Source organism: Flavobacterium sp. (assembly GCF_043773265.1).
GTDB lineage: Bacteria > Bacteroidota > Bacteroidia > Flavobacteriales > Flavobacteriaceae > Flavobacterium.
The window spans coordinates 1-2,512 of sequence record NZ_JAYVFH010000284.1 but is presented as its reverse complement, the minus strand read 5'-3'; the positions used below and the strand labels follow the sequence as shown (position 1 = coordinate 2,512).

The window sequence follows — 2,512 nt, the reverse complement described above, 5'->3', positions numbered from 1 at the left end:
CCAATTTACATCGGCTGGATTAAGTGCTAATGTTACTATTTACAATGGTTTGCAAAATCAATATAGATTAAGAAAAGCCAATCTTTCAATTCTTGCAGCGCAATATCAACTAACAAAAATTAAAGATGATATTTCATTAAATGTTGCCAATGCTTATCTTCAAATACTTTTTAATAAAGAAAATTTAAAAGTTCAAAAAGAATTGCTTTCCAATGATGAAAAACAATTTACTAGAACTAACGAATTAGTAAGTGCAGGAGTTGTACCAAGAGGAGATTTGTTAGATGTAAAAGCAACAGTTGCAACTGATAAACAAAAAGTTGTAGCGGCAGAAAATAGTTTGTTTATTTCTAAATTGAGTTTGGCGCAATTACTTCAATTACAAGATTTTGAAAATTTTGATATTGCTGATGCCAATTACGAACCAAAAGAAAGTGCTACAATGCTAGAAAAACCACAGACAATTATAGACAAAGCCAAGCAAGACAGAATTGAAATTAAAATTGCAAAAACCAATTTAGAATTGGCTCAAAAAGATATTTCTATTGCTAAAAGTGCATTTCAACCTACAGTTTCTGGATTTTATAATTTTAATACAAGAGCAAGTTATTCTGACAGATTTGTGGGTTTGGATGCAAATAATAATCCAATTTTAGGAAATCCAAAACCGTTATTCGACCAATTTAGTGATAATAAAGGTCAGAGTTTTGGAGTTCAAATTTCTGTCCCAATATTTAACGGATTTTCTGTAAAAAATAATGTAGAACGTTCTAAAGTTGCTTTTGAAAGAACTGAAATTGCATCTAAACAAACCAATTTAGATTTAGAAAGAAATGTTTACACTGCAATTACAGATGCAAAAGGTGCAATAAATGCTTATGAAGCATCGGTTACATCCCTAGAAGCAAGAAGTGAAGCATTAAATTATGCCAAAGAAAAATATGCTGTAGGATTGATGAATAGTTTTGATTACAATCAAGCGCAAACATTATATGCCAACGCACAATCTGAAGTTTTAAGAACTAAATTCGATGCCGTTTTTAAAGTAAAAGTGGTAGAATTTTATTTTGGAATTCCAATTATGCAAACAAATTAATTATGCATTTTAAATCTGAAAATTTTAAGATTTTTATAGAATGTTTAAAAGGATTTTCAGTTGGAGCAATTTTTGGTTTGTTGATAATTTTCTTTAGAAAACTTGATTCATTTGTTCCAATAATAATATGTGGTTTAGTAACAATGAGCATGTACATCAGAAATCATTCAAATTATCAAAATAAAAAAGATTAAAAACTAACATTACAATCATGTCAAAAAAAGTAAAAATAATTATTGGTGCACTTTTAGGAATTATAATTCTACTTGTAATTTTGTCTAAAACTGGAGTTTTTGGTGATAGAGATAATGCAATAGAAATTGAAACTGCTAAAGCAAATGAAATTACAATTGTAGAAACAGTATCTGCAACCGGAAAAATACAACCCGAAATAGAAGTTAAAATATCGTCTGAAGTTTCTGGAGAAATTATTGCATTGCCAATAAAAGAAGGACAAGTTGTTAAAAAAGGCGAATTGTTAGTTAGAATTAATCCAGATTTATATACTTCTGGAGTTGATCGTTCTGTCTCTAATTATTCTGGTACAAAAGCAGGATTAAATCAAGCTGATGCATCGTTTAAAGAAGCTCAAGCCAATTATAATAGAAACAAAACATTGTTTGACAAAGGAATAATTTCAAGATCTGATTGGGACAAAGCAATTGCATCGTTCGAAGTTGCAAAAGCAAGTAAACAATCAGCATATTACAATGTTCAAAGTGCCTCTGCAACCGTAAAAGAAGCCAAAGACAACTTGGGAAGAACATCAATTTATGCTCCAGAAAGTGGTACAATTTATATGCTAAATGTAGAACTTGGCGAACGAGTTTTAGGAACGCAACAAATGACAGGAACAGAAATATTGAGAGTTGCCAATCTTAATAATATGGAAGTTGAAGTTGATGTAAATGAAAATGATATTGTAAAAATTAGCATTGGCGACAGTACAAATATTCAAGTTGATGCTTATCTTAAAAAAGTTTTTAAAGGAATTGTAACTAGTATTTCTAATTCTGCAAGTTCTACAACAACTGCCGATCAAGTAACTAATTTTAAAGTAAAAGTTAGAATTCTTAAAGAATCATACCAAGATTTAATGGTTGGAAAACCAACTAGTTTTTCGCCTTTTCGTCCAGGTATGACAGCAACTGTCGATATCATTACGACTCGTAAAGAGAACGTTGTTGCCGTTCCAATTAGTGCTGTTGTCATGAGAACTGATACCACATCTTCCCGTAAAGAATTTATTGTTGAAGACGAAAACTCAGACAGTTCAGAAGAAGCGCCAGAAGTAAAAAATGAAAAAAGATACGAGTGTGTTTTTGTCAAAGTGGGAAATAAAGTAAAACTTCGTGTCGTAACCACAGGGATTCAAGATGATACCTATATTGAAGTGCTTTCGGGTCTAAAAAAAGG

General features: G+C 30.8%; 3 protein-coding genes. All 3 read left to right on the top strand.

Going from position 1 to position 2,512, the window contains the following annotated elements; all coding sequences use genetic code 11:
* Nucleotides 1-1,096, top strand: a 1,096-nt coding sequence (locus tag ACH2BO_RS14700; protein WP_395045484.1) for a TolC family protein, incomplete at its 5' end; no start/stop codon positions are given.
* 2 nt (nt 1,097-1,098) lie between these two features.
* A complete protein-coding gene (locus tag ACH2BO_RS14695) occupies nt 1,099-1,290 on the top strand; it encodes a hypothetical protein (RefSeq protein WP_395045483.1) in 192 nt (63 codons plus the stop codon).
* A gap of 17 nt (nt 1,291-1,307) precedes the next feature.
* Nucleotides 1,308-2,512: efflux RND transporter periplasmic adaptor subunit (locus ACH2BO_RS14690; protein WP_395045482.1), on the top strand; the 1,205-nt coding region annotated here is incomplete at its 3' end.

Excerpts from the sequence above, each read along its gene's own strand:
- ACH2BO_RS14695 (WP_395045483.1), top strand. The coding sequence starts at position 1,099 with ATGCATTTTAAATCTGAAAATTTTAAGATTTTTATAGAATGTTTAAAA.